At 71.2% G+C, this 25,914-nt stretch carries 27 protein-coding genes; 20 read left to right on the top strand and 7 right to left on the bottom strand.

All coding sequences use genetic code 11. The annotated features are described in order from the left end of the window. The first annotated feature begins 137 nt into the window (after positions 1 to 137). Positions 138 to 3,680, top strand: coding sequence for a DNA polymerase III subunit alpha (gene dnaE, locus AB0I82_RS08240; protein WP_363256328.1), 3,543 nt, complete (start codon positions 138 to 140; stop codon positions 3,678 to 3,680). Positions 3,681 to 3,756: 76 nt separating this feature from the next. Here dnaE and AB0I82_RS08235 read toward each other — a convergent pair whose 3' ends face one another. Beyond that, positions 3,757 to 3,930, bottom strand: a complete 174-nt coding sequence (locus AB0I82_RS08235; RefSeq protein WP_363256327.1) for a hypothetical protein — start codon at positions 3,928 to 3,930, stop codon at positions 3,757 to 3,759. A gap of 319 nt (positions 3,931 to 4,249) precedes the next feature. On the opposite strand from AB0I82_RS08235, the gene AB0I82_RS08230 reads away from it, so the two are divergent. From AB0I82_RS08230 to AB0I82_RS08215, 4 genes are all read left to right on the top strand, one after another. Further along, positions 4,250 to 5,590, top strand: a complete 1,341-nt coding sequence (locus AB0I82_RS08230; protein ID WP_363256326.1) for an NYN domain-containing protein — start codon at positions 4,250 to 4,252, stop codon at positions 5,588 to 5,590. 63 nt (positions 5,591 to 5,653) lie between these two features. Then, positions 5,654 to 6,679 (top strand): ABC transporter ATP-binding protein, encoded by a 1,026-nt coding sequence (locus tag AB0I82_RS08225; protein WP_363256325.1) that lies wholly within the window; start codon positions 5,654 to 5,656, stop codon positions 6,677 to 6,679. Positions 6,680 to 6,749: 70 nt separating this feature from the next. Continuing rightward, positions 6,750 to 7,547 carry an ABC transporter permease gene (locus tag AB0I82_RS08220; protein ID WP_363256903.1) on the top strand — a complete coding sequence of 266 codons (798 nt, stop codon included), beginning with the start codon at positions 6,750 to 6,752 and terminating at the stop codon, positions 7,545 to 7,547. 86 nt (positions 7,548 to 7,633) lie between these two features. Further along, the gene (locus AB0I82_RS08215; protein WP_363256324.1) at positions 7,634 to 8,329 is read left to right on the top strand and encodes a hypothetical protein; all 696 of its coding nucleotides are present in this window, start codon (positions 7,634 to 7,636) and stop codon (positions 8,327 to 8,329) included. A gap of 198 nt (positions 8,330 to 8,527) precedes the next feature. On the opposite strand, the gene ybaK is transcribed toward AB0I82_RS08215, so the two are convergent. The 3 genes from ybaK to AB0I82_RS08200 all read right to left on the bottom strand — a co-directional run bounded on the left by ybaK (position 8,528) and on the right by AB0I82_RS08200 (position 11,492). Beyond that, on the bottom strand, positions 8,528 to 9,028 hold the full coding sequence (gene ybaK, locus AB0I82_RS08210; RefSeq protein WP_363256323.1) for a Cys-tRNA(Pro) deacylase: 501 nt from the start codon (positions 9,026 to 9,028) through the stop codon (positions 8,528 to 8,530). 15 nt (positions 9,029 to 9,043) lie between these two features. Next, positions 9,044 to 9,817: an LON peptidase substrate-binding domain-containing protein gene (locus AB0I82_RS08205; RefSeq protein WP_363256322.1), complete on the bottom strand. Its 774-nt coding sequence runs from the start codon at positions 9,815 to 9,817 to the stop codon at positions 9,044 to 9,046. 76 nt (positions 9,818 to 9,893) lie between these two features. Beyond that, a complete protein-coding gene (locus tag AB0I82_RS08200) occupies positions 9,894 to 11,492 on the bottom strand; it encodes an oxidoreductase (RefSeq protein WP_363256320.1) in 1,599 nt (532 codons plus the stop codon). Between the two features lie 215 nt (positions 11,493 to 11,707). Between AB0I82_RS08200 and hisD the strand changes: the two genes are divergently transcribed. From hisD to AB0I82_RS08145, 11 genes are read left to right on the top strand one after another with little or no spacing between them, the layout of a single operon-like run. Beyond that, positions 11,708 to 13,033, top strand: a complete 1,326-nt coding sequence (gene hisD / locus AB0I82_RS08195; RefSeq protein WP_363256319.1) for a histidinol dehydrogenase — start codon at positions 11,708 to 11,710, stop codon at positions 13,031 to 13,033. After that, entirely contained in the window at positions 13,030 to 14,136 is a 1,107-nt protein-coding gene (locus tag AB0I82_RS08190; RefSeq protein ID WP_363256318.1) for a histidinol-phosphate transaminase, read from the top strand. Before hisD ends, AB0I82_RS08190 begins: the two co-directional genes overlap by 4 nt. Next, positions 14,133 to 14,726 (top strand): imidazoleglycerol-phosphate dehydratase HisB, encoded by a 594-nt coding sequence (hisB, locus tag AB0I82_RS08185; RefSeq protein WP_363256317.1) that lies wholly within the window; start codon positions 14,133 to 14,135, stop codon positions 14,724 to 14,726. The genes AB0I82_RS08190 and hisB overlap by 4 nt, the downstream gene beginning before the upstream one ends. Beyond that, positions 14,723 to 14,887 carry a hypothetical protein gene (locus AB0I82_RS08180; RefSeq protein WP_363256316.1) on the top strand — a complete coding sequence of 55 codons (165 nt, stop codon included), beginning with the start codon at positions 14,723 to 14,725 and terminating at the stop codon, positions 14,885 to 14,887. The genes hisB and AB0I82_RS08180 overlap by 4 nt, the downstream gene beginning before the upstream one ends. After that, on the top strand, positions 14,884 to 15,528 hold the full coding sequence (gene hisH / locus AB0I82_RS08175; RefSeq protein WP_363256315.1) for an imidazole glycerol phosphate synthase subunit HisH: 645 nt from the start codon (positions 14,884 to 14,886) through the stop codon (positions 15,526 to 15,528). The genes AB0I82_RS08180 and hisH overlap by 4 nt, the downstream gene beginning before the upstream one ends. A 5-nt stretch (positions 15,529 to 15,533) precedes the next feature. After that, entirely contained in the window at positions 15,534 to 16,256 is a 723-nt protein-coding gene (gene priA, locus AB0I82_RS08170; RefSeq protein WP_052865866.1) for a bifunctional 1-(5-phosphoribosyl)-5-((5-phosphoribosylamino)methylideneamino)imidazole-4-carboxamide isomerase/phosphoribosylanthranilate isomerase PriA, read from the top strand. Between the two features lie 15 nt (positions 16,257 to 16,271). Continuing rightward, positions 16,272 to 16,670 (top strand): Rid family hydrolase, encoded by a 399-nt coding sequence (locus AB0I82_RS08165; RefSeq protein WP_363256314.1) that lies wholly within the window; start codon positions 16,272 to 16,274, stop codon positions 16,668 to 16,670. Beyond that, the gene (hisF, locus tag AB0I82_RS08160) at positions 16,667 to 17,422 is read left to right on the top strand and encodes an imidazole glycerol phosphate synthase subunit HisF (protein ID WP_363256313.1); all 756 of its coding nucleotides are present in this window, start codon (positions 16,667 to 16,669) and stop codon (positions 17,420 to 17,422) included. Before AB0I82_RS08165 ends, hisF begins: the two co-directional genes overlap by 4 nt. 54 nt (positions 17,423 to 17,476) lie before the next feature. Further along, positions 17,477 to 17,746, top strand: a complete 270-nt coding sequence (locus AB0I82_RS08155) for a hypothetical protein (protein WP_363256312.1) — start codon at positions 17,477 to 17,479, stop codon at positions 17,744 to 17,746. Then, complete coding sequence (locus tag AB0I82_RS08150; protein ID WP_363256311.1) at positions 17,739 to 18,023, top strand: SH3-like domain-containing protein; 285 nt, start codon at positions 17,739 to 17,741, stop codon at positions 18,021 to 18,023. Before AB0I82_RS08155 ends, AB0I82_RS08150 begins: the two co-directional genes overlap by 8 nt. Further along, positions 18,020 to 18,610, top strand: coding sequence for a nitrile hydratase subunit alpha (locus AB0I82_RS08145; protein WP_363256310.1), 591 nt, complete (start codon positions 18,020 to 18,022; stop codon positions 18,608 to 18,610). The genes AB0I82_RS08150 and AB0I82_RS08145 overlap by 4 nt, the downstream gene beginning before the upstream one ends. Positions 18,611 to 18,736: 126 nt before the next feature. On the opposite strand, the gene AB0I82_RS08140 is transcribed toward AB0I82_RS08145, so the two are convergent. Genes AB0I82_RS08140 through AB0I82_RS08130 form a run of 3 tightly spaced genes read right to left on the bottom strand, consistent with a single transcriptional unit; the run spans position 18,737 to position 22,129 of the window. Then, positions 18,737 to 19,477: a succinate dehydrogenase/fumarate reductase iron-sulfur subunit gene (locus tag AB0I82_RS08140; RefSeq protein ID WP_363256309.1), complete on the bottom strand. Its 741-nt coding sequence runs from the start codon at positions 19,475 to 19,477 to the stop codon at positions 18,737 to 18,739. Next, positions 19,474 to 21,420, bottom strand: a complete 1,947-nt coding sequence (locus AB0I82_RS08135; RefSeq protein WP_363256308.1) for a fumarate reductase/succinate dehydrogenase flavoprotein subunit — start codon at positions 21,418 to 21,420, stop codon at positions 19,474 to 19,476. The genes AB0I82_RS08140 and AB0I82_RS08135 overlap by 4 nt, the downstream gene beginning before the upstream one ends. Position 21,421: 1 nt before the next feature. Next, positions 21,422 to 22,129 (bottom strand): succinate dehydrogenase, encoded by a 708-nt coding sequence (locus AB0I82_RS08130; protein ID WP_363256307.1) that lies wholly within the window; start codon positions 22,127 to 22,129, stop codon positions 21,422 to 21,424. Between the two features lie 94 nt (positions 22,130 to 22,223). On the opposite strand from AB0I82_RS08130, the gene AB0I82_RS08125 reads away from it, so the two are divergent. The 4 genes from AB0I82_RS08125 to AB0I82_RS08110 all read left to right on the top strand — a co-directional run bounded on the left by AB0I82_RS08125 (position 22,224) and on the right by AB0I82_RS08110 (position 25,909). Further along, positions 22,224 to 23,114, top strand: a complete 891-nt coding sequence (locus tag AB0I82_RS08125) for a LysR substrate-binding domain-containing protein (RefSeq protein WP_363256306.1) — start codon at positions 22,224 to 22,226, stop codon at positions 23,112 to 23,114. A 265-nt stretch (positions 23,115 to 23,379) separates the two neighbouring features. Next, positions 23,380 to 23,946, top strand: coding sequence for a phosphoribosyltransferase family protein (locus AB0I82_RS08120; RefSeq protein WP_363256305.1), 567 nt, complete (start codon positions 23,380 to 23,382; stop codon positions 23,944 to 23,946). A 98-nt stretch (positions 23,947 to 24,044) separates the two neighbouring features. Beyond that, entirely contained in the window at positions 24,045 to 25,058 is a 1,014-nt protein-coding gene (locus AB0I82_RS08115) for a cysteine synthase family protein (RefSeq protein WP_363256304.1), read from the top strand. 5 nt (positions 25,059 to 25,063) lie between these two features. Beyond that, complete coding sequence (locus AB0I82_RS08110) at positions 25,064 to 25,909, top strand: YggS family pyridoxal phosphate-dependent enzyme (protein ID WP_363256303.1); 846 nt, start codon at positions 25,064 to 25,066, stop codon at positions 25,907 to 25,909. Positions 25,910 to 25,914: the final 5 nt, after the last annotated feature.

Here is a 25,914-nt window from a genome sequence, read left to right as displayed (position 1 = left end):
GACGGATGTTCCATGACTGACAACGCGCGAGGCTACCTGCGCGTGCCCGGCGGAGGCTCGGATTGTCAGTCCGGAGTCGTAGACTTCCTGACCGTCCACCCCCTCGCCCGCCGACTGTTTCCCGGAGGTCCTTCGCCGTGGCCAAGCCGCCGTTCACGCACCTGCACGTTCACACCCAGTACTCGCTGCTGGACGGTGCCGCGCGGCTCAAGGACATGTTCAATGCCGCCAATGAAATGGGCATGACGCACATCGCCATGTCCGACCACGGCAACCTCCACGGCGCGTACGACTTCTTCCACAGCGCGCAGAAGGCCGGTGTGACGCCGATCATCGGCATCGAGGCGTATGTCGCCCCGGCCTCCCGCAAGCACAAGCGCAAGATCCAGTGGGGCCAGCCGCACCAGAAGCGCGACGACGTCTCCGGTTCCGGTGGTTACACCCACAAGACGATCTGGGCGGCGAACAAGACCGGCCTGCACAACCTCTTCCGGCTCTCCTCCGACGCGTACAAGGAGGGCTGGCTGCAGAAGTGGCCGCGCATGGACAAGGAGACCATCGCGCAGTGGTCGGAGGGGCTGATCGCCTCGACCGGCTGCCCGTCCGGTGAGCTGCAGACGCGGCTGCGCCTGGGGCAGTACGAGGAGGCCAAGAAGGCGGCGGCCGAGTACCAGGACATCTTCGGCAAGGACCGGTACTTCCTGGAGCTGATGGACCACGGCATCGAGATCGAGCGGCGGGTCCGCGAGGACCTGCTGAAGATCGGCAAGGAGCTGGGCATCCCGCCGCTGGTCACCAACGACTCGCACTACACCTACTCGCACGAGGCGAGCGCGCACGACGCCCTGCTGTGCATCCAGACCGGTAAGAACCTGTCGGATCCCGACCGCTTCCGCTTCGACGGGACCGGTTACTACCTCAAGTCCACGGAGGAGATGTACGCCATCGACTCCTCCGAGGCCTGGCAGGAGGGCTGCGACAACACCCGGCTGATCGCGGACATGATCGACACCACCGGGATGTTCGAGAAGCGCGACCTGATGCCGAAGTTCGACATCCCGGAGGGCTTCACCGAGGTCACCTGGTTCAAGGAGGAGGTCCGGCGGGGCATGGCGCGCCGCTTCCCCGGCGGCGTCCCCGAGGACCGGCAGCGGCAGGCCGAGTACGAGATGGACATCATCCTGCAGATGGGGTTCCCGGGGTACTTCCTGGTCGTCGCGGACTTCATCATGTGGGCGAAGAACAACGGGATTGCCGTGGGACCGGGCCGTGGTTCTGCGGCCGGTTCGATCGTCGCGTACGCCATGGGCATCACCGACCTCGACCCGATCGAGCACGGGCTGATCTTCGAGCGGTTCCTGAACCCCGAGCGTGTCTCCATGCCCGATGTCGACATCGACTTCGACGAGCGCAGGCGCGTCGAAGTGATCCGGTACGTCACGGAGAAGTACGGCGCCGACAAGGTCGCCATGATCGGCACGTACGGCAAGATCAAGGCCAAGAACGCGATCAAGGACTCGGCCCGCGTGCTCGGCTACCCGTACGCCATGGGTGACCGGCTCACCAAGGCCATGCCCGCCGACGTCCTCGGCAAGGGCATCGACCTGGACGGCATCACCAACCCGGAGCACCCGCGCTACAGCGAGGCCGGCGAGATCCGGTCGATGTACGAGAACGAACCGGACGTGAAGAAGGTCATCGACACCGCCAAGGGTGTGGAGGGCCTGGTCCGGCAGATGGGTGTGCACGCGGCCGGCGTGATCATGTCCAGCGAGCCGATCGTGGACCACGCCCCGCTGTGGACGCGGCACACCGACGGCGTGACGATCACGCAGTGGGACTACCCCCAGTGCGAGTCGCTCGGCCTGCTCAAGATGGACTTCCTGGGCCTGCGCAACCTCACCATCATGGACGACGCCCGGAAGATGGTGGAGGCCAACAAGGGCGTCAAGCTGGACCTCCTGGAGATCCCGCTGGACGACCCGAAGACGTACGAGCTGCTCTGCCGGGGTGACACGCTCGGCGTCTTCCAGTTCGACGGCGGCCCGATGCGTTCGCTGCTGCGCCAGATGCAGCCCGACAACTTCGAGGACATTTCCGCCGTCTCGGCCCTGTACCGCCCGGGCCCGATGGGCATGAACTCCCACACGAACTACGCGGAGCGGAAGAACGGCCGCCAGGAGATCACGCCGATCCACCCGGAGCTGGAGGAGCCGCTCAAGGAGGTCCTGGGCCTCACCTACGGCCTGATCGTCTACCAGGAGCAGGTCCAGAAGGCCGCCCAGATCGTCGCCGGGTACTCGCTGGGCGAAGCGGACGTCCTCCGCCGCGTGATGGGCAAGAAGAAGCCCGAGGAGCTGGAGAAGAACTTCGTCCTCTTCCAGGCCGGCGCCCGGAAGAACGGCTTCTCCGACCAGGCGATCCAGGCGCTGTGGGACGTGCTGGTCCCGTTCGCCGGCTACGCGTTCAACAAGGCGCACTCCTCCGCGTACGGCCTGGTCACGTACTGGACCGCGTACCTCAAGGCGAACTACCCGGCCGAGTACATGTCCGCGCTGCTCACCTCGGTGCGCGACGACAAGGACAAGTCGGCGGTCTATCTGAACGAATGCCGCAAGATGGGCATCAAGGTCCTCCCGCCGAACGTCAACGAGTCCGAGGCGAACTTCGCGGCGCAGGGCGACGACGTGATCCTCTTCGGTCTCTCCGCGGTCAGGAACGTCGGTACGAACGTCGTCGAGGCGATCATCCGCAGCCGGAAGTCCAAGGGGAAGTTCTCCTCCTTCCCGGACTACCTGGACAAGGTCGAGGCGGTGGTCTGCAACAAGCGCACCACCGAGTCGCTGATCAAGGCCGGCGCGTTCGACGAGATGGGCCACACCCGCAAGGGCCTGATGGCGCACTACGAGACGATGATCGACAACGTCGTGCAGGTGAAGCGCAAGGAGGCCGAGGGGCAGTTCGACCTCTTCGGCGGGATGGGCGACGCCGCCGAGGACAGCGGCCCCGGCTTCGGCCTGGACGTGGAGTTCTCCGACGTCGAGTGGGACAAGACCTATCTGCTCGCGCAGGAGCGGGAGATGCTGGGTCTGTACGTCTCCGACCATCCGCTGTTCGGTCTTGAGCACGTACTGTCCGACAAGGCGGACGCCGCGATCGCGCAGCTGACCGGCGGCGACTACTCGGACGGCTCGATCGTCACCATCGGCGGCATCATCTCGGGCCTGCAGCGCAAGATGACCAAGCAGGGCAACGCCTGGGCGATCGCCACCGTCGAGGACCTGGCGGGCTCCATCGACTGCATGTTCTTCCCGGCGACGTACCAGCTGGTCTCCACCCAGCTCGTCGAGGACGCGATCGTCTTCGTCAAGGGCCGCCTCGACAAGCGCGAGGACGTCCCGCGGCTGGTCGCCATGGAGATGATGATCCCCGACCTCTCGGACGCCGGCGCGAACGCACCGCTGACGATCACCATCCCGACGCTCAAGGTCACCCCGCCGCTGGTCGAGAAGCTGGGCGACGTACTGAACCAGCACCGCGGCTCCACGGAGGTGCGGATCAAGCTCCAGGGCACGCAGAAGACGACCGTGCTGCGCCTGGACAAGCACCGCGTCACCGCCGACCCGTCGCTGTTCGGCGATCTGAAGGTACTGCTCGGCGCGTCCTGCCTGACGGGCTGAGCGGTCGGTACGCACGCGACGCGAGGGGCGCGCCCCGGGAGCTCCCCGGGGCGCGCCCCTTTTCGTACGGCGGCCGTCAGTTGTGGCCGAAGCGGCGCTCGCGGTGCTTGCGGGCGACATCGCCCGGGTTCGCTTCGACGGCCGACTTGGCCCGTGCTTCCATCGCCGACTGCTGGGCCTGCTGTTGTCCGCGCTCCGCCTGTTCGGCGGCCTTCCGGCTGCTGTCCTGGGTCTTCTTGTTCTTGGCCATGACCATGCCTCCTGAGGGGGATCCTGGGATCGGGGCCGAAGCCAGAGTTACACGCCGGGTAAAAGGATGCATTCCGGGCAATTCTCTTGGGTGAGGCGGAGTGTCGGCGACGGGATCGCGACAGCGGCGGCGTAATGCGCCACGCCGATGATCGAGTTCCGGCAGATAACCCCCGCCCGGTCGGGCAGACTCGAAGACAGCAGACGCGAAGACAGCAGACGCGAAGCAAGCAGACTCGACGAGAGCCGAAGACACCTCAGCCGACAGGCCGAGCCGGGGGGCGACCGGACCGCAGGACCTTTAGGGAAGAGGGTGGAACGTGGACCGCTGCGTCGTCCTGGTGGACGCCGGGTACTTGCTGGGCGCCGCCGCGAGCCTGCTGGCCGGAGAGCCCGCGCGGTCCCGGATCACGGTTGACCACGCCGCCCTCATCCAGGGCCTGCGCGAGCGCGCCGAAGCCGATACCGAACGGCAGCTGCTGCGCATCTACTGGTTCGACGGCGCCCCCGACCGGGTGCCGCAGCCCGAGCACCGCAGGCTGCGGGTGATGCCCCGGGTCACCGTACGGCTGGGCGCGCTGACCCGCAGCGACGGCCGCTGGGCACAGAAGGGCGTGGACGCGGCGATGCACGCCGAGCTCACCGAACTGGCCAGGAACCGCGCCTGCTCCGACATCGTTCTGGTCACCGGCGACGGCGACCTGCTGCCCGGCCTGATGTCGGCCAAGGAGCACGGCGTGGCCGTCCACCTCTGGGCCGTCCAGGCCGCCGACGGGGACTACAACCAGTCCGAGGACCTGGTCGCCGAGGCCGACGAGCGCCGGGTGCTGGACCGCGCGTGGATCACCCGCGCGGTGCGTGCCAAGGACATCAGCGGCGTCTGCGCGCCCTCCTCCGTACCGCGTACGGAAATCGCCGCGATCCTCTCGGCGCCGCTGCCGGAGTCGGCGGTCGCCGCCGCCGCTGCCGCCTCGGCGGCCGCCCAGGACGGCGACCACCCGCACCACCACCGCGAACGCAACGGCACGGCCCGGCCCGCGCACGTCCCGCGCGCCGACGCGCCCGACGGCGCGGCGCCGGCCGGGCCCACCACGGCGGACGGCACCTGCGCCGAGGACCGCGAGACGGAGGCGGGCGCCGCCGCGGCCGCAGGTAAGGGCGTGCCCACCCCCAAGGACCTCGCGGGCCTCGGCAAGAACCACCCGACACCGCCCGGCGGCACCCCCGTGCCCGCCGCCGCGACGCTGCGCTGGTCCTCCGACAAGGGCTGGGTGGAGCGGGCCGGCGGGCCGGTCGGCGAGCCGCCGGAGACCGCCTCGCTGCCCACCCTCGCCCAGCTCACCAGCGCCGAACAGCGCTGGGCCGACCGCGAGGAGGACATCACCGCGGTCGGCGGCGACCCCTTCGAGGTCGGCCAGGTCTTCGCCCGCCGCTGGACCGAACGCCTCAGCGACGCCGCCCACCTCCAGCAGCTCTCCACGGAGTACCCGCGCATCCCGCACCGCATCGACGGCGAGCTGCTGCGCTACGCCGCCCGGTTCGGGCTGCTCGCGCACAAGGACGACCAGATCGACGAGCACGACCGGTACGCCATCCGGGCCGGGTTCTGGCGCGAGGTGGACCTGCGCACGGCGGCCGAGCACGCGCCCGCGGCCGACTGACCGCGCGGCCGCCGGACGCCCCGCGGGCGGCGGGCCGACGACGGGCGCGTACCCTCGTTCCTCGTGAGGACGGGCACAACAGCGGGCACGCAGCAGGCCGCGGACGGCGGGACCGTCGTGGCCCTGCGGGATCTGGTCAAGACGTATCCCGCGGTGCGCGGGCGGCGAGGCGCTGCCGACGTGCCCGCCGTACGCGCCAGCGACGGGATCGCCCTGGACATCCGGGGCGGCGAGATCTTCGGCCTGCTGGGCCCCAACGGCGCCGGCAAGTCCACCCTGGTACGGCAGCTCACCGGGCTGCTGCGGCCGGACTCCGGCAGCGTCACCGTGCTCGGCCACGACATCGTGCGCCACCCCGAGCGGGCCGCCCGGCTGCTGGCCTACCTCGGTCAGGAGTCCACCGCGCTGGACGAAATGACCGTCTCGCTCGCCGTGGAGACCACCGGCCGGCTGCGCGGCCTGGAGACCCGCGCCGCGCGCGCCGAGCGGGACGCCGTCCTCGACGAACTGGGCCTGGCGGACATTGCCGGACGCCCGCTGAAGAAGCTGTCCGGCGGGCAGCGGCGGCTGGCCTGCTTCGCCACCGTACTGGTGGGCGAGCGCCCGCTGCTGGTCCTGGACGAGCCGACGACCGGCATGGACCCCCTCGCGCGGCGCGCGGTGTGGTCGGCCGTGGACCGTCGGCGCGCCGAGCGCGGCGCCACCGTCCTGCTGGTCACCCACAACGTCCTGGAGGCGGAGACCGTACTGGACCGGGTCGCGGTGATCGACCGCGGCCGGGTCATCGCCTGCGACACGCCCGGCGGCCTGAAGGAAATGGTCGGCGAGGAAGTACGCGTGGAACTGGTCTGGCGCGACCGCGCCCCGCTGGACGTGCCCGAGGTCGCCCGGCTCGGCGAGCATGCGCGCAAGAGTGGGCGGCGCTGGACGCTGCGGCTGGCGCCGGACGAGGCCCGGGCCGCGGTGGCCGCGGTCACCGGCGGGCCCGCCTTCGCGGCCCTGGACGATTTCACGCTCGCCACGCCCAGCCTGGAGGATGTCTACCTCGCCCTCGGCGGGCGGACTGAGGAAGGCTTGGTGAAGGCGTGAGAGCGGCCCGGCCGGAACGGAAGAGGAGCGGCGCGGCGTGAGTGTGGTTTCTGCGGCTTCTGCGGAGGCGTTGACCGGCGCGCGGGCCGGTGCCGGGGCCGGTGATGCCCCGGCGGCCGAGCTGGCGCCGCGCGCGCGGCTGTGGCCGGCGCTGGCCGCCGTGTACCGCGCGCAGCTCTCCCGGGCCCGGGTCGCCCGCATCCCGCTGCTGTTCGTCGCCACCTTCCAGTCCGTCGGCATCATGGTCCTGATGCGCGGCGTCGCGGACGGGCCCGAGGAGGCGCGGGCCGTGGTGTCCGGGTCCAGCGTGCTCGTCGTGGCGTTCGTGGCGCTGAACCTGCTCGCGCAGTACTTCGGACAGCTGCGGGCCGGTGGCGGGCTGGACCACTACGCCACGCTGCCGGTGCCGCCGGCGGCCGTGGTGCTGGGCGCGGCGGCCGCGTACGCCTCCTTCACCGTCCCCGGCGCGGTGGTCACCGCGGTGGCCGGCAGCGTGCTCTTCCAGCTGCCGCTGACGCATCTGTGGGTACTGATCGCGGTCATCCCGCTCTCCGGTGCGGCGCTTTCGGGTCTGGGCGCCGCGCTCGGGCTGCTCGCGCCCCGCCAGGAACTGGCCACGCTCCTCGGCCAGCTGGGCATGTCGGCGGCGCTGCTGCTGGGCGTGCTCCCGGCCGGCCGGCTGCCCGCCGTCATCAACTACGCGCGCGATCTGCTGCCCTCCACGTACGGCGTGGAGGCGCTGGCGCACAGCTTCGAGGCGCACCCCGACTGGCTGCTGATCTGCGTGGATCTCGGCGTGTGCGCCGGGGTCGGGGTGCTTTCGCTGGCCGTGGCGACGTGGGCGTACCGCCGGGCGGCGGTGCGGTGACCCGGCGGAGCGCGTCGGGCGGGCCGACCGGGCCGGGAGACACTCCTGCCGCCGGTGGTGCGGCCGGGACCTGGCACGATGGCGGGGTGAGTGCACCGCTGACCCCGCCCGACCGTCCGTCGAACCAGCAGCCGGGGGACACCCGCGCCCCGTGGCCCCGGCCCGCCACCGAGGAGGAGCCCGTGCCGACGCCCCCGCAGGAGTACGGCGGGCCGGGCGCCCGTCCCCTGGACGGGGACGACGGCCCCGGTCTCCGCAGCGAGCTGCGGGAAGCCCTGCTGGTCGTGCTGGTCATGACGGTGTGCGGGGCGCTGCTCGGGGTGCTGTGGGCGTGGCTGGCGCCGCATGTGCCGCTGGTCTCGGACGGCCGGGCCGTCTACCTGAAGAACGCCGAGGGCGAGGAGTCGATCGGCGCCGACGGCACGTTCATGCTCCTCGGGCTGGGGTTGGGCGTGCTGAGCGCGGCGGTGGTCTTCCTGTGGCGGCGGCGCGGCGGCGTGCCGCTGGTGGTGGCGCTCGTGATCGGCGGGCTGCTGGGCTCGGTGCTCGCCTGGCGGCTGGGCATGCAGCTGGGCCCGGAGCAGGACGTGGTGTCGCAGGCCAAGGCGGTGGGCAAGGGCGTGGCCTTCGACGCCCCGCTGCGACTGCAGGCCAAGGGCGCGCTGCTGGCCTGGCCGATCGGCGCGGCGCTGGGACAGCTGTTCCTGACGGGCATGTTCGGCCCGCGCGACCCGGAGCCGTTCGAGCCGGACTGGCACGCGCCGCAGCCGCCGAGGGACTGACGTCCCGGGAGCGGGGGCCACGGCGCGCGGTCGCGGGATGCGATGGCTACGCCGGCCGGCGGCCGTGGTTGGCGCGGCCCTTCTTGATGCGCCACTTGCGCTTGCGCGTCTTCTTGGACACAGGGGCCTCCTCAGCGGGGTCCCTATGGGTACTAGTCGCGGCTGCGCGGCGCGTAAAGAGGGCTCGTCGGCCGCAGTTCAGGCGCGGCCGATCGGGGCGAAGGACGCGTCGGTGAGGGCCGCCAGATCCTTGGGGGACAGTTCGACCTCCAGGCCGCGGCGGCCCGCCGAGACGCAGATCGTGGTCAGGGCTTCGGCGGAGGCGTCCAGTACCGTGCGGAGCTTCTTGCGCTGGCCCAGGGGCGAGATGCCGCCGCGTACGTAGCCCGTGGTGCGCTCGGCGAGGGCGGGGTCGGCCATGGTGGCGCGCTTGCCGCCGACCGCGGCCGCGAGGGCCTTGAGGTCCAGCGAGCCGGAGACGGGGACGACGGCCACGGTCAGCGCGCCGTCGACGTCCGCCAGCAGCGTCTTGAAGACCTGGTCGGGGGAGATCCCGAGGGCCTGCGCCGCCTCCTCGCCGTACGAGGCGGTGGCCGGGTCGTGCTCGTAGGCGTGCGTGGTGAAGGGCACGCCTGCCTGGGTCAGGGCGACCGTCGCGGGGGTGCCGCCCTGCTTGCCGTTCTTGGACTTCTTCGCCAACGTCCCGTCCTCGTGTCAGTTCGGGCTGGTCGGCTGCCGGGTGAGGTCCACGGCCGGCAGCGATGGGAGCTTACCGATCACCGCGGTCTCCTGGCGCAGCATTTTCAGCTCCTGTGCGAGACGGGACGTGACGTCCGCGGCCTCCAGGAGCTGCTGCTTGCGCGGCACGTCCAGGACGGTCGCGGCGGCCACGAGGTAGGACAGCACGGCGGGGTCGTCCGGGAGTTCCTGGGAGCTGGTCACCGTGCGCTCGTTCGCCCAGGCCAGCTTCTTCTGGTACGTGCGGAACGCCCGCTCCACGCCGACGGCGAGGGCGCCCGCGCCGTCCCCCTCTTCCTCCTCCAGTGGCTCGATCTCGCCGGTGAGGTAGGGCCCGGAGGCGTCGACGGAGAGCAGCCGGAAGCGGGTGGTGCCGGTGGTGAGCACCTCGTACGAGGTGTTCTCGTCGCTCCCCTCGGGGGCCGGGCCCGCGGTGGCGCCCTTCTCCTGGATGGTGGCCGCGTCGGCGACGCAGCCGATGGGGTGGAAGGCACGGATCGGGTCGTCGCCGAAGCCGGCCGCCGCGCCCTTGTCGGGGAGCGCGGTGCTGTCGGGCATCCCGGGGGCGGTGGCGGCGACCTCGCGGCCGTCGCGGATCGCGACGACTCCGAAGCGGCGCTCGTCCTCCGGGAGGTCGAGCAGGTCCCGCATCAGAGCTCGGTACCGCGCCTCGAAGATGTTCAGCGGAAGCACGAGGCCCGGGAACAGCACCGTGTTCAGCGGGAAGAGCGGTAGGCGCACGGAGGTCACAGCCCGTAAGCCTAAATGGTCGGCGGCGCCCCGGGAGGGGCCGGGCGTCACAGGAGTGTTTCCCGGCCCCATGGGCCTACTGGCGGCGAAGCAGTCGCGAGGCACCGGCGGCGACCGTGGTGGCCAGCACCCAGCCCGCCAGGATCATGACCGCGGCGGCCCACTGGGAGCCGCCCTCGGGCCGCCAGTAACTGTCCTGGTTGAGGTTGATGACCGGCAGCAGCAGGTCGAGCGTGTACAGGTACGGATTCCACAGCGGCGTCTCGCCGGGCTTCAGGGCGTGCGGCGGATTCTGCGAGAAGAAGACCGTACCCACCGCCCACAGGACGGCCATCCACACGGCGGCGCGGCCCGGGCGGTATCCGTAGGCCACCGTCCAGTCCTGGAGGAAGCCCCAGGACTTCGCGGCGAGCGGCAGCGTTTCGCGGCGTCTGCGCTGCTTGGCGAGGAGGACCTCGCGCGCGTCGGAGTCCTCGCCGCTGCGGCGGAGCGCCGCGGCGAGCATCTCGTACGGCTCCGGCGCGTACTCGGGCGTGGCCGCCGCGACCCACTGCAGGCGCAGCGAGAGCGGGAAGTGGCCGCGGGGGATGAGGGTCTCGTAGGCGAAACCGGCCATCCACAGGCCGCCCAGACCGGGCCAGCTGGTCGACTTGTCGACGAGGTTCACGACCCGGGCGCCGGAGAGGATGACCCGGCCGCGCTGCGGGCGCTCGCCCAGAAAGCGCAGCTCGGGGGTCTGGATGCGGCGCATGGACAGTTCCTGGTCGGACTCCAGTATGAAACGCGCCTGGTCCAGGTCGACGGCGTCCCCGAAGCGCCCGTCGTCCAGCCGCATGCCGCCCTCGCACTCGAAGCGCTGCATACGGGTGCCGCGCGCCGGCGTCGTGGTGATGCCGTACGGAGGCGTGGCCGAGCTGGAGACCGAGCCGGAGAGGCCGGCGGCGGTGAGGTAGAGCGTGCGCTCCACGGTGAGCTGCGGAGCGTTCAGGGCCCGGCGGCCGTACGGATTGCTCAGCCGACTGCCGCGCAGGCTCAGCGACACGCCGATCGACGCGCCGCGCAGCGACAGCTCGCCGTACGACTCCAGCATCTCGGCCTGCAGGTCCTGGGCGACGCTCAGCCCGTCCGCGGTGATCGACCGGCCACGCCGGTCCTTGTGCACCACGGCCTGGTTCAGCATCAGGTCCGTACCGATCTGGGCGTCGGTGAGCCGGATGCCGCGCTGGACGATACAGCGCGGAAGGTGCAGGTCACCCTCGGTGTGCAGGCGGGCGGCCTCCAGCCGGGGGATGGCGCAGTTGACCATGCGCAGCGTCGTGAAGCGGCTCTCGGGGAGGACGATCTCGCTCTCGAAGCGGCAGTCGCGCAGCTCGACAAATGGCTCGATTGTGCCGCCCGCGACGTCGAGGGAGTCGGTGATGTACGCGCCGGTGAGCTTCAGCGCGGAGACCCGGCCGGGCTGGGCCGGCGGGCCGTTCAGCAGGAGGAGCGCGATGATCCGGGCGCGTACCGTGCGCTCGGGGCCCCACTCGTGGCGGGCGTGCGGATCGTTGCGCGCCGGGTCGTCGGTGCGCAGATCACACGTGCTGCCGTTGCGGAACGCCTGCCACAGGCTCCATTCCGCCGAGGTCAGGTCCAGCTCCGGCGGCGCGTCGCCGTCGGTGGGGTCACTCACCGCGGCCTCCCCCTCTCGTTCCCGGTGGTGCCGTCCCGGCACCGCCGTCTTTCGCTGCGTACCGGGCGCCCCAGGCGTACCGGTATGCCACCCCGTGAACCCCATTCCCACTGAGTGTCCGGGTGAACGCCAGTGGCCAGGATCACCCCGGGCACTACGTATCACCGATTGATACGGGCGGCGGACACCGGCAGCGCGTCTGAGACACTGGAGGGGTGATCTCCCGAATCGATCTGCGCGGTGCCGCCCTCCCCGAGGGCGGCGCCCTGCGCGACCTGCTGCCCCGTGCCGAGTTCGACGTGGAAGCCGCCCTGGAGAAGGTGCGGCCCATCTGCGAGGACGTGCGCCATCGTGGCACGGCTGCGCTGATCGAGTACGCCCATCGGTTCGACCGGGTCGAGATCGAGCGGGTCCGGGTGCCCGCCGAGGCACTGCGGACCGCGCTGGCGGAGCTGGACCCGGCGGTCCGGGCCGCCCTGGAGGAGTCCATCAAGCGGGCCCGCACGGTCCACCGTGAGCAGCGGCGTACGGATGTGACGACGAAGGTCGTGCCGGGCGGCACGGTCACCGAGCGGTGGGTGCCGGTCGAGCGGGTCGGGTTGTATGTGCCCGGTGGCCGCTCGGTCTACCCCTCGTCCGTGGTGATGAACGTGGTGCCCGCGCAGGAGGCCGGCGTCGAGTCGCTGGCCGTCGCCTCGCCGCCGCAGGCCGACTTCGACGGTCTGCCGCACCCGACCATCCTGGCCACCTGCGCCCTGCTGGGCGTGGACGAGGTGTACGCGGCCGGTGGTGCCCAGGCCGTCGCGATGTTCGCGTACGGCACCGAGGACTGCCTGCCGGTGAACCTCGTCACGGGCCCCGGCAACATCTACGTCGCCGCCGCGAAGCGCCTGCTCAAGGGCCGTATCGGCATCGACTCCGAGGCCGGTCCCACCGAGATCGCGATCCTCGCGGACGACACGGCGGACCCGGCGCACGTCGCGGCCGACCTGATCAGCCAGGCCGAGCACGACCCGATGGCCGCTGCCGTCCTGGTCACCGCCTCGGAGGAGCTGGCCGAGCGGGTCGAGAAGGAGCTGGACCCGCAGGTCCGCGCGACCCGGCACATCGAGGACCGGATCATCCCGGCGCTGGCCGGGCGGCAGTCCGCGATCGTGCTGGTCGACGGCCTGGACGAGGGCCTGAAGGTGGTGGATGCCTACGGTGCCGAGCACCTGGAGATCCAGACCGCCGACGCCTCCGCCGTGGCCGCGCGGGTCCGCAACGCCGGCGCGATCTTCGTCGGCCCGTACGCGCCCGTCTCGCTCGGCGACTACTGCGCGGGCTCGAACCACGTGCTGCCCACCGGCGGCTGCGCGTGCCACTCCTCGGGGCTCTCCGTGCAGTCCTTCCTGCGCGGCATCCATGTCGTGGACTACACCCGCGACGCACTGGCCGAGGTCGCCCACCACGTGGTGACCCTCGCCGAGGCCGAGGACCTCCCGGCACACGGCGCGGCCATCAAGGCAAGGTTCGACTGGAAGGTCCCGCAGGGCAAGTGACCAGGATCGACGATCTCCCCATCCGGGACGAGCTGCGCGGCAAGTCCCCGTACGGCGCCCCCCAGCTGGACGTGCCCGTACGCCTGAACACCAACGAGAACCCGTACCCGCTGCCCGAGCCGCTCGTGCAGCGGATCGCCGAGCGGGTCACCGAGGCGGCGCGCGACCTGAACCGCTACCCGGACCGGGACGCGGTCGAGCTGCGCACGGAGCTGGCCCGGTACCTCTCCCGCACCGGCGGCCACGAGGTCACCAAGGACCAGGTCTGGGCCGCCAACGGCTCCAACGAGGTCATCCAGCAGCTGCTGCAGACCTTCGGCGGGCCGGGGCGCTGCGCCATCGGCTTCGAGCCGTCGTACTCGATGCACGGCCTGATCTCGCGCGGCACGGGCACGGAGTGGATCTCCGGCCCGCGCAACGACGACTTCACCATCGACATCGAGGCCGCGAAGAAGGCCATCGCCGAGCGCAAGCCGGACGTGGTCTTCATCTGCTCGCCGAACAACCCGACCGGCACGGCCGTGGCTGCGGAAACGGTTCTGGCGCTGTACGAGGCCGCGCAGGCCGCCAAGCCCTCGCTCGTGGTGATCGACGAGGCGTACGGCGAGTTCAGCCACCGCCCCTCGCTGCTCCCGCTGATCGAGGGCCGGCCGAACCTGGTCGTCTCGCGGACGATGTCCAAGGCGTTCGGCGCGGCCGGGCTGCGCCTCGGTTACCTCGCCGCCGACCCGGCCGTGGTCGACGCCGTACAGCTCGTACGCCTGCCGTACCACCTCTCCTCGGTCACCCAGGCCACCGCGCTGGCCGCCCTGGAGCACACCGATACGCTGCTGAAGTACGTCGAGCAGCTGAAGACCGAGCGGGACCGCATCGTCGACGAGCTGCGCGCGATCGGCTGCGAGGTCGTCGACTCCGACGCCAACTTCGTCCAGTTCGGCCGGTTCGACGACCAGCACGCCGCGTGGCAGGCCATCCTCGACCAGGGCGTCCTGGTCCGTGACAACGGAGTGCCGGGCTGGCTGCGGGTATCCGCCGGCACCCCGGCCGAGAACGACGCGTTCCTCGATGCGGTGCGCGCGATCATGAAGGAGACAGGCGCATGAGCCGGGTAGGACGCGTCGAGCGCACGACCAAGGAGACCTCCGTCCTCGTCGAGATCGACCTCGACGGCACCGGACAGGTCGACGTCTCGACCGGCGTGGGCTTCTACGACCACATGCTCGACCAGCTCGGCCGGCACGGTCTGTTCGACCTCACCGTGAAGACCGAGGGCGACCTGCACATCGACACCCACCACACCATCGAGGACACCGCCCTCGCGCTGGGCGCCGCCTTCAAGCAGGCCCTCGGCGACAAGGTGGGCATCTACCGCTTCGGCAACTGCACCGTCCCGCTGGACGAGTCGCTCGCGCAGGTCACCGTGGACCTTTCGGGCCGCCCGTACCTGATCCACACCGAGCCCGAGAACATCGCGCCGATGATCGGCACGTACGACACGACGATGACCCGGCACATACTGGAGTCCTTCGTCGCGCAGGCGCAGATCGCGCTGCACGTCCACGTGCCGTACGGGCGCAACGCCCACCACATCGTCGAGTGCCAGTTCAAGGCGCTGGCCCGGGCGCTGCGGTACGCCTCCGAGCGCGACCCGCGCGCGGCCGGCATCCTGCCCTCCACGAAGGGCGCGCTGTGAACGGTCTCTCGACGGTCTTCATCCTCGTGGGCCTCTTCCTGCTCGGCGGAGTCTTCTCCTTCTGGAAGCAGCAGATGTCCAAGAGCCTGATCGCGGTGCTGGCCATCGGCTCGGCCCTGTGTCTCGTCGCGGGCATTCTCCGGCTGGAGGTCTGGAATTGAGCACGCCTCGTAAGAAAGTGGTCGTCTTCGACTACGGCTTCGGCAACATCCGGTCCGCCGAGCGGGCGCTGGCCCACGTCGGCGCCGATGTCGAGGTGACCCGCGACTACGACACCGCCATGAACGCCGACGGGCTGCTGGTCCCCGGCGTCGGCGCCTTCGCGTCCTGCATGCAGGGCCTGCGCGACGCGCGCGGCGACTGGGTCGTCGGCCGCCGCCTCGCCGGCGGACGCCCGGTCATGGGCATCTGCGTCGGCATGCAGATCCTCTTCGGCCGCGGCATCGAGCACGACGTGGAGACCGAGGGTCTGGACGAGTGGCCCGGCACGGTCGGCCCGCTCAAGGCCGACGTCGTCCCGCACATGGGCTGGAACACCGTCGATGCGCCGCAGGACTCGCGGCTCTTCGCGGGCCTGGACGCGGACGCCCGGTACTACTTCGTGCACTCCTACGCGGTGCACGAGTGGGAGCTGGAGGTCAGCAACCCCGCCATGCGCGCGCCGCAGGTCACCTGGGCCACGCACGGCGAGCGCTTCGTGGCCGCCGTGGAGAACGGGCCGCTGTGGGCCACCCAGTTCCACCCCGAGAAGTCCGGCGACGCCGGCGCCCAGCTCCTGTCCAACTGGATCGAAACCCTGTGAGTGCTGTGAACAAGCTCGAACTGCTGCCCGCCGTCGACGTCCGCGACGGCCAGGCCGTCCGCCTCGTGCACGGCGAGTCCGGCTCCGAGACCTCCTACGGCGACCCGCTGCAGGCCGCGCTGGCCTGGCAGCAGTCGGGCGCCGAGTGGCTGCACCTGGTCGACCTGGACGCCGCCTTCGGCACCGGCGACAACCGCGCGCAGATCGCCGAGGTCGCCCGCTCCATGGACATCAAGGTCGAGCTGTCCGGCGGCATCCGCGACGACGACTCGCTGGCCGCGGCGCTGGCCACCGGCTGCGAGCGCGTCAACATCGGCACCGCCGCGCTGGAGAACCCGGAGTGGGTCGCCAAGATCATCGCCGAGCACGGTGACAAGATCGCGGTGGGCCTGGACGTGCGCGGCACGACGCTGCGCGGCCGCGGCTGGACCCGCGACGGCGGCGACCTGTACGAGACGCTGGCCCGGTTGGACGCCGAGGGCTGCGCCCGGTACGTCGTCACCGACATCAACAAGGACGGCACGCTGCAGGGCCCCAACCTGGAGCTGCTGAAGAACGTCTGCGCCGCGACCGACCGCCCCGTCGTCGCCTCCGGCGGCGTCTCCTCCCTCGACGACCTGCGCGCCATCGCGACGCTGGTGCCCGAGGGCGTGGAGGGCGCGATCGTCGGCAAGGCCCTGTACGCCAAGGCGTTCACCCTGGAAGAGGCCCTGGAGGCCACCCGTTAGCAGGGAGACGGACCGATGACCGACGTACGGCGCGTGCCTGGTGAAGGACCCTGGGAAGAGGCGTTCGGGGCGGCGCGCGCCGTCGCGGCCGGCGACCGTGTCCAGGTCGCGGGCACGACGCCGTTCGACGGCACGGTCCTGTACGGCGAGGGCGACCCGTACGAACAGACCCGGGTCGCCTTCACCAGGGCGCTGGACGCCCTCACGGAGTTCGGCCTCGGCGCGGACGCGGTCGTCCGCACCCGCGTCTACCTCGCCCACACCCGCGACATCGACGAGGCGGCCCGCGCCCACCAGGAGCTCTTCGGCGCGGTCCGCCCCGCCACGACCGTCGTCGTGGTCTCGGGCTTCGTCGACCCCCGCATCCTGGTCCAAGTAGAACTAGAAGCTTTCAGAGAGGTGCCGAGCACATGACGCTGGCGGTCCGAGTCATCCCCTGCCTGGACGTCGACAACGGCCGGGTCGTCAAGGGCGTCAACTTCCAGAACCTCCGCGACGCCGGCGACCCGGTCGAGATGGCCAAGATCTACGGCGAGGAGGGCGCCGACGAGCTGACCTTCCTCGACATCACCGCCTCCTCCGGCAACCGCGAGACCACCTACGACGTGGTCCGCCGCACCGCCGAGCAGGTCTTCATCCCGCTCACCGTCGGCGGCGGCGTCCGCACCACCGAGGACGTCGACAAGCTGCTGCGCGCGGGCGCGGACAAGGTCGGCGTCAACACCGCCGCGATCGCCCGCCCGGAGCTGATCCGCGAGATCGCCGAACGCTTCGGCCGCCAGGTCCTGGTCCTCTCGGTCGACGCACGCCGTACGGAATCGGGGTCCTTCGAGGTCACCACCCACGGCGGCCGCCGCGGCACCGGCATCGACGCCGTCGAGTGGGCCCACCGCGCCGCCGAGCTCGGCGCCGGCGAGATCCTCCTCAACTCCATGGACGCCGACGGCACCAAGGACGGCTACGACACCGAAATGATCGCCGCCGTCCGCAAGCACGTCACCATCCCGGTCATCGCCTCCGGCGGCGCCGGCAAGCTCACCGACTTCCCCCCGGCCATCGAAGCCGGCGCCGACGCCGTCCTCGCCGCCTCCGTCTTCCACTTCGGCGACCTCCGCATCGGCGAGGTCAAGAACACGCTGCGCGAGGCGGGGCACCCGGTCCGCTGACGCGGCCGGTATACCTCCTGGTCAGAGGCGTCTCACCGCCGTAGGGTCGCCCCCATGAGCCGAGTCAACGACGTGGGTGGGCAGACCGGGTTCGGGGTGCTGGAGATCGAGGGGGACGAGCCGGCGTTTCATGCGGACTGGGAGGCGCGGGTTTTTGCGCTGAACGCCGCGTTGGTGCGGAATGGCGTCTACACGCTGGACGAGTTCCGGGACACCGTGGAGCGGATGGCGCCTGCCGAGTATCTGGCGGCTTCCTACTACGAGCGGTGGCTGCACGCCATCGAGACGCTGGTCGCCGGGCGGAAGGTGCTCGGCGATGAGTGAATTCGCGGCGGGGGAGCGGGTGCGGGTGCGTCCCGTCGATCCCGAGGGGCACACCCGGGCGCCGCGTTACGTACGCGGACACGTCGGGCGCGTCGTGGAAGCACAGGGACGGTGGCCGCTGGCCGACGACCTGGCCACCGGGACCGCCGAGCCGCGCGTCGAGACCGTCTACACGGTGGCCTTCCCGGCGCGGGAGTTGTGGGGCGCGGGCACGCACGAGGTCACGGTCGACCTCTGGGAGTCGTACATCGAGCGGGTGACGGAGGGACCGGCGTGAGCGGGGAGCATGCGAGCAGTTCGGTGGCGGTGCGGGTGCGCCACCTGGAGGAGCGCCTGATCGCGGCGGGCGTGGTCGAGGAAGCGCAGCTGGACGCGATCCTCGCCGCGACGCTGAACGGCGCTTCGCCGGTCAACGGAGCGCGGATCGCCGCGCGCGCCTGGACGGACCCCGGCTTCAGGGAACGGCTGCTGGCGGACGCGAACACCGCGCTGCCGGAGGTCGGTCTGTCGATGGCCGGCGGCATCCAGGAGCAGCGGTTGAAGGTCGTCGAGAATACGGAGACAGAGCACAACGTGCTGGTCTGCACGCTGTGTTCGTGTTACCCGATCGGGCTGCTGGGGCCGTCGCCGTCCTGGTACAAGAGCGAGGCGTACCGGTCGCGGGTGGTGCGCGAGCCGCGGTCCGTGCTGGCCGAGTTCGGGCTGGCGCTGCCGGCGGACGTACGGATCACCGTATGGGACTCCAGCGCGGAGAGCCGCTACATGGTGCTGCCGCGGCGGCCCGATGGCACGGAGGGGCTGGACGAGGAGGCGCTCGCCCGGCTGGTCACCCGGGAGGGTCTCATCGGGACCGCCGCGGTCTGAGAGGGGGCGGGCACCGCACGTGCCCGCCGCCTCGGGGCGCCGCGGCTGCGGAGCGTCGGTTGCCGCCGCGGCGCCGGTCCGGCGGGTCCGGACTCCCGGAGGCCTGGGAGCCCGGACCCTGGTCTGTCAGGCCTTGCGGGCCGCCCGGACGAACTCGCGGTTCATCTTGGTGATGCTGAACAGCGGGATGCCCTTCGGGCAGGCCGTCGCGCACTCGCCCGTGTTCGTGCAGCCGCCGAAGCCCTCGTCGTCCATCTGCCCGACCATGTCCAGCACCCGGGACTCGCGTTCCGGGGCGCCCTGCGGCAGGGAGTTGAGGTGGACGACCTTGGCGGAGGTGAAGAGCATCGCCGAGCCGTTCGGGCAGGCCGCCACGCACGCACCGCAGCCGATGCACTCCGCGTGCTCGAAGGCGGTGTCGGCGGCCGGCTTCGGCACCGGCGTGGCGTGCGCCTCGGGCGCGCTGCCCGTCGGGGCCGTGATGTAGCCGCCGGACCCGATGATCCGGTCGAACGCCGTACGGTCCACGACCAGGTCCTTGACGACGGGGAACGCCGAGGCGCGCCACGGCTCGATGTCGATCGTGTCGCCGTCGTCGAAGTGCCGCATGTGCAGCTGGCAGGTGGTGGTCCGCTCCGGGCCGTGCGCCTCGCCGTTGATGACCATGCCGCACGCGCCGCAGATCCCCTCACGGCAGTCGTGGTCGAAGGCGACCGGCTCGTCGCCGCGCAGGATCAGCTCTTCATTGAGCGTGTCGAGCATTTCGAGGAAGGACATCTCGGGGGAGATGTCCCGCACGTCGTACTCGGTCATACGGCCCGCGGAATCGGGGCCGGACTGGCGCCAGATGCGCAGGGTGAGGTTCACGCGTAACTCCGCTGAGTGGGGTGGACGTACTCGAAGTCGAGCTGCTCCTTGTGCAGCACGGGCGGCTCGCCGCTGCCGGTGAATTCCCACGCCGCCGCGTAGGAGAACTCCTCGTCGCGGCGTTCCGCCTCGCCGCCCTCGGTCTGGCTTTCCTCGCGGAAGTGGCCGCCGCAGGACTCGGCGCGGTGCAGGGCGTCCAGGCACATCAGCTCGGCGAGTTCGAAGTAGTCGGCGATGCGGTTGGCCTTTTCCAGGGACTGGTTGAGGTCCTGGCCGGAGCCGGGGACCTTGATGCGGCGCCAGAACTCCTCGCGGAGTTCGGGGATGCGGTCCAGGGCCTTGCGCAGGCCGGTCTCCGTGCGGGCCATGCCGCACTCCTCCCACAGCAGCTCGCCCAGCTCCCGGTGGAAGGAGTCCGGGGTGCGGTCGCCGTTGTTGGAGAGGAGGCGGTAGAGGCGGTCGGTGACGGAGGTGACCGCTTCGACGACGGCCGGGTGGTCATCGGGTACCTCGTCGTGGGGGTGCCGGGCGAGGTAGTCGTTGATGGTGGCCGGGAGGACGAAGTAGCCGTCGGACAGGCCCTGCATGAGGGCCGAGGCGCCGAGGCGGTTCGCGCCGTGGTCGGAGAAGTTGGCCTCGCCGATGGCGAAGAGGCCGGGCACGGTGGTCTGCAGGTCGTAGTCGACCCAGAGGCCGCCCATCGTGTAGTGGATGGCCGGGTAGATGCGCATGGGCGTCGTGTACGGGTCCTCCGCGGTGATCCGCGCGTACATGTCGAAGAGGTTGCCGTACTTGGCCTCCACCGCCTTGCGGCCCATCCGGGCGATGGCCTCGGAGAAGTCGAGGTAGACGCCCTGGCCGCCGGGGCCGACGCCGCGGCCCTCGTCGCAGACGTTCTTCGCGGCGCGCGAGGCGATGTCGCGCGGGACGAGATTGCCGAAGGCGGGGTAGATGCGCTCCAGGTAGTAGTCGCGCTCGTCCTCGGGGATCTCGGCCGGCGGGCGGGTGTCGCCCTTGGCCTTGGGCACCCAGATGCGGCCGTCGTTGCGCAGCGACTCGCTCATCAGCGTCAGCTTGGACTGGTGGTCGCCGGAGCGCGGGATGCAGGTGGGGTGGATCTGGGTGAAGCAGGGGTTGGCGAAGTACGCGCCGCGCCGGTGCGCCCGCCAGATCGCGGTGGCGTTGGAGTTCTTGGCGTTGGTGGAGAGGTAGAAGACATTGCCGTAGCCGCCGGACGCCAGGACGACCGCGTCCGCGAAGTACGTGTCGATGCGGCCGGTGAGCAGGTCGCGGGCGACGATGCCGCGGGCCCGGCCGTCGACGACGATCAGGTCGAGCATCTCGGTGCGCGGGTGCATCTCGACCGTGCCGGCCGCGATCTGCCTGCTCAGCGCCTGGTACGCGCCGAGCAGCAGCTGCTGGCCCGTCTGGCCGCGGGCGTAGAACGTACGGGAGACCTGGACGCCGCCGAAGGAGCGGGTGTCGAGGAGGCCGCCGTACTCGCGGGCGAAGGGCACGCCCTGGGCCACGCACTGGTCGATGATCTCCACGGAGATCTGGGCCAGGCGGTGGACGTTGGATTCGCGGGCGCGGAAGTCGCCGCCCTTGACGGTGTCGTAGAAGAGGCGGTGGATGGAGTCGCCGTCGTTGCGGTAGTTCTTGGCCGCGTTGATGCCGCCCTGGGCGGCGATGGAGTGGGCGCGGCGCGGCGAGTCCTGGTAGCAGAACTGCACGACGTGGTAGCCCTGTTCGGCCAGGGTGGCGCCGGCCGCGCCGCCGGCCAGCCCGGTGCCGACGACGATGACGGTGTGCTTGCGCCGGTTCGCGGGGTTGACCAGCTTCGCCTCGAAGCGGCGGCGGTCCCAGCGCTCGTTGATCGGGCCGTCCGGTGCCTTGGTGTCGGCGACGGGCTCGCCGGTCCGGTACTCGCTGTAGGTGCTCATGTCAGCTCACAACTCCGGTCATCACGGAGACGGGGACGGCGATGAAGCCGAGGGTGAGGACCAGGGCCAGGAGGTTGGCGATGGCCTTGAGGGTGCGGTCGCGCGCCGGACGGTTGGCGCCCAGCGTCTGCGCGGCGCTCCAGAAGCCGTGCCGGATGTGCAGGCCGAGCGCGAGCATCGCGACGATGTAGATGACGTTGCCGTACCAGGTGGAGAACGTGGCGACGACATTGGCGTACGGGTGTCCGGCTTCGGCGCGCGGGTTCACCGTCAGGGTCGTCAGGTCCAGGATGTGCCAGACGATGAAGAGGCCGAGGATGATGCCGCCCCAGCGCATGGTGCGGGTGGCGTAGCTGGCGCGCTTCTTCTTGTGCACGTACTTGCTCGGCCGGGCCTTGATGTCGCGGCGGCTGAGCTGGTACGCGGCGACCGCGTGCACGACGACCGCGGCGAGCAGCACGACCCGTGCGATCCAGAGGAACCACTCGTGGTGCAGGAAGGGCTCGCCGATGGTGCGCAGCCAGTGGGCGTAACCGTCGAACTCGGCGGCTCCGAAGAAGATCTTGAGGTTGCCCAGCATGTGGGCGACCAAGTACAGCAGCATCACGATGCCGCTGACGGCCATCGCCGTCTTCTTGCCGACGGTCGAGTGCCACAGGATGCCCGCGTAGGAGGACGGCCGTCGGTCCGTCCGGGTGTCCACTGCCATGGGCACGACGGTAAGGACGTTGTCAGCCATCAGTCCAAGACATGCTCCGGCTCATCTCCATAGGCTTCGGCTATCGACCGACTACCGTGGCCGTATGCAGCTGCAGCAGCTCCGCTATTTCGCGGCCGTCGCCGACACCCGGCACTTCACGCGCGCCGCCGAGCAGGAACACGTCGCGCAGCCCTCGCTCTCCCAGCAGATCCGGTCCCTGGAGCGGGAGCTGGGCGCCGAGCTGTTCCACCGGGCGCGCGGCCACATCACGCTCACCGACGCGGGCGAGACGCTGCTGCCGTTCGCGCGCCGCATCCTCGCCGACGCCGACACCGCCCGCCGCGAGGTCCAGGAGGTCGCCGGGCTGCGCCGCGGCCGGCTGCGGCTCGGCGCCCCGCCCAGCCTGTGCGCCTCGGTCGTGCCCGACGTGCTGCGCGCCTTCCACGACCGCTACCCGGGCGTCGACCTCCAGGTGCGCGAGAGCGGCTCGCAGGACCTGGTACGGGTACTGGCCGCGGGCGAGCTGGACCTCGCCCTCGTCATCACCCCGTTGCCGGTGCAGGCCCCCGCGCTGACCACCGCCGAGCTGCTGCGCGAGGAGCTGGTCGTGGTCTCCGCGCCGGACGCGCCGCCGCCCGTGCGCCGCAAGTACCTCCGCGTCGACGATCTGCGCGACCATCCGCTGGTGATGTTCCGGCGCGGCTACGACCTGCGGGAATTCACCGTGGCCGCGTGCCGCGCGGCCGGCTTCGAGCCGGTCTTCACCGTCGAGGGCGGCGAGATGGACGCGGTACTCGGCTTCGTACGGGCCGGGCTCGGCAGCGCCGTCGTGCCCAGCATGGTCGCCGCGCGGGCCGGGCTGCGCGCCACCCCGTTCGCCGCGCCGGGCCTGCACCGCAACATCTCCGTCGCGCACCGCGCGGACGTCTCGCCGCCCCGCGCGGCCCGCGAGCTGCAGCGCATTCTCGTACGCCACCTGGCGCCCGGCGACTAGCTCCGCCCCTACGGGCGCAGGGGCATACGGCCGGTTTTCGGCCAGTGCGTCGCGATATTGCCGTACGGCGGTAGGCGCGGCCCTGCCTGGTGGCGGGCGGCCGCGCGGCGCGTGCGGCCCGCCGGCCCGTTCCTCGACCGGCGTTTTCCACGCACAATTCCGAAATGCCGTTGCTGGTTGCCCGCCCGGCGCGGTACCAATGCCTCAATTGCCGTCCAGTAATGCGCGGCCGGCAATCGGGGGAAGCAACGGGGGAGAACATCACATGCTGCTCGAAGAGGTCTACGCGGGCGCGCCCACCGTAAAGTCGGGACGCCATCTGACCACCGTGAACGAATTCACGGACCAATCGCCCGCGCTGCGCCCGGAAGTCCTCGCGGAAGCCGCCGGCAGAATGCTTGCACTGGGCGACTTCGACGCGGACAAGATTCTTGTCGAGGAGGACAAGGGCGCCATTCTCGGCGGGGCGCTCTCGCTCGCCGCGGGGCTGCCGCTGGCGGTCGCCCGCTGGTACACCTACGACCTCGGCGAGCGGTCCGTGTCGGTGCCGATCGACAGCGAGTACTTCCAGGGCACGCTCTACGTCAACGGCATCGAGCCGGGCGACCGGCTGACCATCGTGGACGACACGATCAGCACGGGCGGCACCCTGATCGCCCTGATCGAGGCCGTGCAGGCGGCCGGTGCCCGGGTCGGCGAGGTCGTCGTGGCGGTGGAGAAGCCCGCGAACGGCGGCCGGGAAAGGGTCGCCGAGCGCTTCGGCATCACGGTCAAGTCCGTCATCCGGATCGACGTCGACGAACGGACCGGGCGCGCCGTCGTGATGTCCTGACACGGTCCGGAGCGTCCTGCGACGCGGTCCGGACATTTCTTCTTCGGGTCATGACGTAATTCAGCAAGTTGTCCAGTACGGGTTCGGGGGAACCGCACGTGAGTGCATTTGTGCACGGTGCCGAAGTCGGGCACACGGAATTGTACGAACTACGCAGTACTGCCGAGCCGGGGGCCGCGCGGATATTCGCCAAGTGCGAGTTCCGTAATCCCACCGGCAGTCACAAGGACCGGGTCTTCACCTTCATGCTCGACGAACTGGAACGGGCCGGCACGATCGCCCCGGGAATGACCCTGGTCGAATGCTCCACCGGAAACGGCGGCGCGGCCCTCTCCCGGGTCGGCCGGGACCGCGGCTACCGCGTCGTCATCGTCATGCCGGCCGGCATGACCGAGGAACGCCGCCGGCAGATCGCCTCCTTCGGGGGCACCGTCATCGAGACCGACCCCGAGGGCTTCCTCCTCGAAGGCGAGGAGACCGCCCGCCGGTACGTCGCCGCGCACCCCGGCAGCCACTACCTGGACCAGTCCGCCAACGAGCTGAACTGGCGCGCCTGGCGCTCCTGCGGCACCGAGATCGTCACCGCGCTGGACGCGCTGGGCCTCGTCCCCGACCGGTTCGTCTGCTCTCTCGGCACCGGCGGCACCTTCACCGGTATCGCGGACGTCCTCAAGGCCGCCCACCCCGGGCTGCGCACCACCGCCGTCGAGGTGGACCGCTCGGCCGCCCTGTACGCCAAGCGGCACGGGCTGCCCTTCACCCACCACACGCACAACCTGATGGGCCTCGGGCCCGGCAAGGTGCCCGCCAATCTGCGCGAGGAGCTGGTCGACGAGGTCGAGCTGATCAGCGGGGACGACGGCTGGACGGTCATGAAGGAGCTGATCGAGAAGGAGGGCCTGTGCGTCGGGCCCACCGCGGGCGGCAATGTCTTCGCCGCGCGGCGGCTCGCCCGCACGCTGCCCCCGGACGCCGTCGTGATCACCGTGCTGTTCGACTCCGCCTGGAAGTACTTCAGCGTCTGGGACGGCCGGTACGCGCAGTACGCCACGGACGACGCGGCGGACGGGGCCGCGGACGGCGCGTCGTACGCCGCGGAAGGGGCGGAGTGAGCGCCATGACCGACGACCGCACCGCACGTGACCGCACCGCACGTGACCGCACTGCCCCCGACGGCAGCCCTCCGGACAGCCACCGTCCCGACCCGGGACCGGCCCCGGACCCCGCCGCGCGTCTCGACGTGCTCAACCGACGCCTCGACGAAGCCTGCCGCCGCGCCGGCCGCGAGCCCGGCTCGGTGAAGCTCGTCGCGGTCAGCAAGTACCACCCGCGCGACCTCGTCGCCGCCACGATCGACGCGGGGCAGCGCGACTTCGCGGAGAGCCGGGTCCAGGAGGCCCGCGCCAAGTGGCCGCCGCTGCGCGCCCGTTACCCGGACCTGCGGCTGCACCTCGTCGGCCCGCTGCAGACCAAGAAGGCCGCGGCGGCCGTCACCGGCTTCGACGTCCTGCACAGCGTGGACCGCCCGCGGCTGGCCGCGGCCCTCGCCGCCGCGATGGCCCGCACCGGGCGCAGGCCCGACTGCTTCGTCCAGGTCAACACCGCCGACGAGCCGCACAAGAGCGGCGTACCGCTGGAGGCCGCCGACGCCTTCCTCAAGGAGTGCCGGGACGTGTGCGGGCTGCCCGTCGTCGGCCTGATGTGTCTGCCGCCGTACGGCCGCGACCCGCGCCCGCACTTCCGGCTGCTCCGCTCGCTCGCCGCCGCGCACGGCCTCACCCAGCTCAGTATGGGCATGAGCGCCGACTTCGAGGCCGCGGTGGCGGAGGGCGCGACGCTGGTACGGGTGGGCCGCGCGCTCTTCGGCCCCCGGCCCCGGCCGCGGCGCGCCGACGGCCCGCCGGACGGCCGTACCGACGGTCCACCGGACAGCGGGGCTGACGGCCCGTCGGCCACCCGATAGGGAGC

This window comes from Streptomyces sp. NPDC050315 (assembly GCF_040655775.1).
GTDB lineage: Bacteria > Actinomycetota > Actinomycetes > Streptomycetales > Streptomycetaceae > Streptomyces.
This window is presented reverse-complemented; position numbering and strand designations above follow the sequence as displayed.